Below are 4,621 nucleotides of genomic sequence, written 5' to 3'. Positions count from 1 at the left end.
GTCTGGGTGGAGCGCGGCCATCGACGCCAGCGCATCGAGGGCGTTGGACCGCGTGGCGATGGGACCCGACTCGCTCCGGGGCCGGCAATACGCGACCACCCACTGGGCGTCCTCGAGGCCGAGGCGCAGGCGGCCGAGCAGGAGCGGGAGCAGCCGGCGAAGGGTCGCGCCCTCGAGGTCGGCGCGTGCGGCTTGGAAAAGGGCGTCGGCGTGGGGTTGGAGGCGAGCGGCGTCTCGGCGCGTTGCCTTGTCGGTGGCGTTCGCGGACCGGTTGCGGACGCCGAGATCGTCGTCCTCGAGGCCGTCCACGACGGCGGCGAACAGATCCGGGTCGTCCTCGATCTCGCGAGCGATCTCGTTCGCGGCGCCCACGACGCCGGGCGACCCGACGGCCAGCCGCTGGAGAATGGGATGCGTCACGGGCCTGGGCACTCCGTGCCAGGATCGAACCGGAGAGCCGTAATCTGACCGCCGACGCGTTGAAGGAGAAGGGCCACGCTCGTGTCCTAGGTCCCCTCGAGGGCGCGGTCGTAAAAGCAGGCCGTGACGTCCGGGACGCCGTCGCGGTTGGCGTCGCCGCGCTCCAAGACGGTCAGCGTGTAGAGCCAGCCGCTCGTCCGGGCCTCGGCGTGGTCGACGGTCGCTCGCGTGACAGCGACGCCCAGGTCCGCGAGCGTCCGTTGCGACGGCGCGCGTCGCGGTCCGGTCGAGTTGCGGAACGACGACAGGTCGAGGTCGGACAGCAGGTGCCCTGCGAGCGCCGCATCGTGGTCGGCGTGCTTGGGAGTCGAGGCGCAGCCGACGAGCGCGCACGCAGCGAAGAGCAAAAGGCGGGGGTGCATCGGTGCGCCCTCGAGGGCGGTGCTAGGAACGGACGGTCTCGTCCTCGAGGACGACTCGGGAGACGAACGGGGCGGGGCGCAGCGTTGGCATCGGCATGAGGGAAAGCGTCTTGTATTCTAGCGTCGTGAACGTCGTCCGCTTGGTTCTGCTCGTCGGTTTCCTCGGAGCCGTCCCTGTGTCCGCCCAGGGCGAGGTCCAGATCGCCCGCGTCCACTACGGCGGCGGCGGCGACTGGTACTCCGGTGACCCGCTGCCGACGCTCGTGGACTTCGCGCGACAGCACACGTTGTTGGACATCAGCCCCGAGCCGATCACGGTCGAGCTGAGGAGCGACCGGCTGTTCACCGTCCCGGTCCTGTTCCTCAACGGGCACGGCAACGTCGCCTTTACCGACGGCGAGGCGTCGAGGCTGCGGCGCTACCTCGAGGGCGGCGGCTTCCTGATCGTCAACGACGACTACGGCCTCGATGAGTCGATCCGGCGCGAGCTGGCGAAGGTGTTCCCCGAGCAGGAGCTCCAGGCGTTGCCCGCGAGCCACCCGGTCTACCACGCGCACTTCTCGTTCCCGGACGGCCTGCCCAAGATCCACGCCCACGACGACGAGCCGGCCCAGGGCTTCGGTCTGTTTCACGAGGGACGAATGGTGGTCTTTTACGCCCACGAAAGCGACATCGCCGACGGCTGGGAGCCTGCCGGGGTCCATCCCAACCCGCCGGCCGTTCGTGAAGCCGCACTGCGGATGGGCGTCAATCTGCTGATCTACGCCACGACTCAGGGCGCGCTGCCGTGACGACGGGGCGCTGTGTTATCGCCGCGCCGAGTCCCCGTCGATAGCTTGACCTTCCTCCGCCCCTCCCTGTTGTGACTGCTGGACGCATCCTGTTTTTCGGACTGCTCGTCGTCGCGGGCGCCCTCTACGTGCTCAATCCTGGGCCGGACAAGTTCAAGCAGTTTCTCCAGGTCGAGATCGCGGAGCGGGCCGAGGCCCGAGCGCGAGAGGTCGGAGGGCGCGTCGCGGGAGAGGCAGGGAGCTCGGTGACGGGATTCCTCGCCGAGCGACTCGGCCGCGCCGCAGGAGAGGTCGGCAGCCAGGCGTTCGAGCGAGAGGACTACTACCTCGCGAGCGTCTACACCGCCGACCTCAACGGGCGGCAGCCGGGCGGCGCCTGGAAGTTCCTCGGCATCGCCGGCTGGTTCTTCCCGCTCGAGAACCCCGAGACGTCCGACTTTACCGGCTAGCAACGTAGTCCGCGATCGCCGCGATGTCGAGGTCGCCGAAGCCCGCGCCCTCGGCCTCGAGGAACGCATCGGCCGCGCCGGTGACGACGTGCGCATGGGCACCCGCGGCCTCGATGAGGCGGACGGCGTAGCCCAAGTCTTTCGCGACCAGCTCGACAGGGAAGTTGGGCGCGGTCGCGCCCTTAGCCATCATCGTCCCGAGCCGCGCCGCCGCCGGGCTCGCAGTCGGCATCGAGGCCAATAGCTCGGCCGCGTCGGCCCGGGCGATGCCCTCGCCCTCGAGGGCGGCCAACATCTCGCCGACGGCCCCCGCCTGAACGGCGAACAGCGCGTTGACGGCCAGCTTCGCCGCCATGCCGGTCCCGATCGGCCCGACGTGACGGACCGTCCCAGCGAACGCATCGAGGACGGGGCGGGCGTCCTCGAGGTCGCTTGGGTCTCCACTGACCAAAACCGTCAAGATGCCGGCCTCAACGTGCGGCCGGGTCCCGACGACGGGAGCGTCCAAGAACCGACCGTCAGCCTCGAGGACGGCGCTGCCGAGTTCGCGGGCGCGGTCGGGCGTTAGCGTGCTCATCTCCAAGACGAGCGTTTTCGGGTTCACGCCCTCGAGGGCGTGGCTCCAGACCGACCTCGAGGCGTCGTCGTCGCGGAGCATCGAGATCACGACGTCGCTCGCGGACGCGGCGGCCTGGGGCGAGTCCGCCGTCGTAGCGCCCGTGAGGTCGCGCGACGTGCGGTTCCAGACGGTGACGGTATGGCCGGCGTCGAGGAGCTTTTGGGCCATGCGGGTGCCCATGGCGCCCAGGCCGAGAACGGAGACGGTCATCGAGGTCGAGGAGGGTGTGGCTCCAGGATCCGACCTCGAGGGCGGACACCGCCTTAACCTGGGTTCAGAAGCAGGATCCTCGACAGACCCCAGCGGGTGCTCGAAGCCGAGATGACTCGATCTATCCCTCGGCCTGGATGACGACGAGGTCCGTGCCTACGCTCCGCGCGGAAAGCGTCCTCGAGGCCGGCCTACGTAAGATCGAACGCGACATCGGCCGATCCGAGTATGATCGCGCGGGATGTGGTGAGGAGGCCCCTTCGGACTGAGCGGCGTCAGAGCCAGCGGACCCGGCGGTAGAGGTCGCCGCCGCCGTCCGGGTTGTCGGTGTCAATTTGGCTGTCGCCGATCTTGCTCAAGAACAGCAACTCGCCCTCGAACGACCAGTGGTAGGTCTCTACTCGGGGATTGTCGCCCATCGGGACCTCGACGTCGCCGATGGTGGCGCTCTCCGTCGTGGCCACGAGCCGGTCGACGTCGACCTGGTAGGTCATCACGCCCTCGACGGTGCTGGTGGCGCCGTCATCGACCATCGTGGCGGTCGCGACCATGCGACCGTCGTCGGTGATCGTCATCCGCTGGTCTTGGATCATGCTAAAGTCCGCGTCGTCGGCATATCCTTGGCGCTCGGCGAGCTCCCACTCGCCGACCAAGTCGCTGGGCGAACTGGACGACGGTGCCACGACTCCAGCGGTGGAGGTATCACCGGGGGGCGCCTCACCAGGAGCATCGGCGCAACCGACGATGAGGGCGACAGCGAGTAAGAAGAGTCGCATGAGAGCGAGTGTGGTGAACGGGACGCTGGAGCGTCCGAGGGGCGCGTCCTCGAGGACGGGCCCGACCGACCTCGAGGTCGAGATCACCTCCCTCTACTGGAACTCGCGCCATGAGAGATCGCACCTCCCCATCCTGTCGGCCGTACCATCAGCTACGCGCGTCCTGGCCCTGCCCGTGTCCGAGTCCATCCCCGACCTCCTCGCCGCCGCCGCCACGGGCGATGCCGACGCTGTGTCCCAGCTCTACCCCATCGTGTACGAGGACCTGCGGCGCCGTGCGAGCCGCCAGCGGCAGGCGCTCCTGGGCAGAGCGACGCTCAACACGACCGCGCTCGTCCACGAGTCGTACCTCAAGCTCGTGGCGGCCCCGCCGGACGCGGTCGACCAGTCCCACTTCCTCGCCATCGCTGCGCGCGCGATGCGCCAGGTGCTCGTGACCTACGCCGAGCGGCAGACGGCCCAAAAGCGCGGGGGAGCACACGCCGACGTCGCCCTCGAGGACGCCCCGCCGGTCGCCGTCCTCGAGGGCCGCTCGGCCGAGGACTTGCTCTCGCTTCACGGCGCGCTCGACCGGCTGGAGGCGTCGGTCGGTGAGCGGCCTGCTCGCGTCGTCGAGTGCCGGTTCTTCGCCGGGCTCTCCGTCGAGGAGACGGCTGCCGCACTCGACGTATCTCAGCCCACCGTCAAGCGGGACTGGGCCGCGGCGCGAGCGTGGCTCGTCGCCCATCTCGATGGCGATGTGCTGCCCACCTGATCCCGGGACGATCACGATCCGGTAGACCTCAGTATGAGCGAGTCACGCTGGACTGAGATTGCCCGCCTCTTCGAGGCCGCCTCCGAGCTGTCACCAGGCGAGCGAGCCGCGTTCCTCGAGGCCGAGTGCTCGCCGGACCTGCGTGACGAGGTCGATCGGATGCTCGACGTGGCTCCCAGC

General features: G+C 69.2%; 7 protein-coding genes. 3 read left to right on the top strand and 4 right to left on the bottom strand.

Annotated features, from left to right (window positions below):
* Positions 1–420 (bottom strand): hypothetical protein (locus tag WBA11_RS09000; RefSeq protein ID WP_424520364.1); only part of this gene is annotated, 420 nt, incomplete at its 3' end.
* Between the two features lie 86 nt (positions 421–506).
* Positions 507–842: a hypothetical protein gene (locus WBA11_RS08995; protein WP_424520363.1), complete on the bottom strand. Its 336-nt coding sequence runs from the start codon at positions 840–842 to the stop codon at positions 507–509.
* Positions 843–967: 125 nt separating this feature from the next.
* On the opposite strand from WBA11_RS08995, the gene WBA11_RS08990 reads away from it, so the two are divergent.
* Both WBA11_RS08990 and WBA11_RS08985 read left to right on the top strand, forming a co-directional pair.
* Entirely contained in the window at positions 968–1,633 is a 666-nt protein-coding gene (locus tag WBA11_RS08990) for a DUF4159 domain-containing protein (protein WP_424520362.1), read from the top strand.
* Positions 1,634–1,704: 71 nt separating this feature from the next.
* Complete coding sequence (locus WBA11_RS08985) at positions 1,705–2,082, top strand: hypothetical protein (protein ID WP_424520361.1); 378 nt, start codon at positions 1,705–1,707, stop codon at positions 2,080–2,082.
* Here the strand turns inward: WBA11_RS08985 and WBA11_RS08980 are convergent.
* Both WBA11_RS08980 and WBA11_RS08975 read right to left on the bottom strand, forming a co-directional pair.
* Positions 2,072–2,911 carry an NAD(P)-dependent oxidoreductase gene (locus WBA11_RS08980; RefSeq protein ID WP_424520360.1) on the bottom strand — a complete coding sequence of 280 codons (840 nt, stop codon included), beginning with the start codon at positions 2,909–2,911 and terminating at the stop codon, positions 2,072–2,074. The two genes, WBA11_RS08985 and WBA11_RS08980, sit on opposite strands and share 11 nt — an antisense overlap.
* A 275-nt stretch (positions 2,912–3,186) precedes the next feature.
* Entirely contained in the window at positions 3,187–3,594 is a 408-nt protein-coding gene (locus tag WBA11_RS08975; protein ID WP_424520359.1) for a hypothetical protein, read from the bottom strand.
* 106 nt (positions 3,595–3,700) lie between these two features.
* Here WBA11_RS08975 and WBA11_RS08970 point away from each other — a divergent pair, with 106 nt between their 5' ends.
* Positions 3,701–4,441 (top strand): ECF-type sigma factor, encoded by a 741-nt coding sequence (locus WBA11_RS08970; RefSeq protein ID WP_424520358.1) that lies wholly within the window; start codon positions 3,701–3,703, stop codon positions 4,439–4,441.
* Positions 4,442–4,621: the final 180 nt, after the last annotated feature.

This window comes from Rubrivirga sp. (genome assembly GCF_049648075.1).
Lineage (GTDB): Bacteria > Bacteroidota > Rhodothermia > Rhodothermales > Rubricoccaceae > Rubrivirga.
This window is presented reverse-complemented; position numbering and strand designations above follow the sequence as displayed.

Bases quoted from the DNA above. Each gene is read 5' to 3' on its own strand.
- WBA11_RS08995 (WP_424520363.1), bottom strand. From the start codon at position 842: ATGCACCCCCGCCTTTTGCTCTTCGCTGCGTGCGCGCTCGTCGGCTGC.
- WBA11_RS08980 (WP_424520360.1), bottom strand. From the start codon at position 2,911: ATGACCGTCTCCGTTCTCGGCCTGGGCGCCATGGGCACCCGCATGGCC.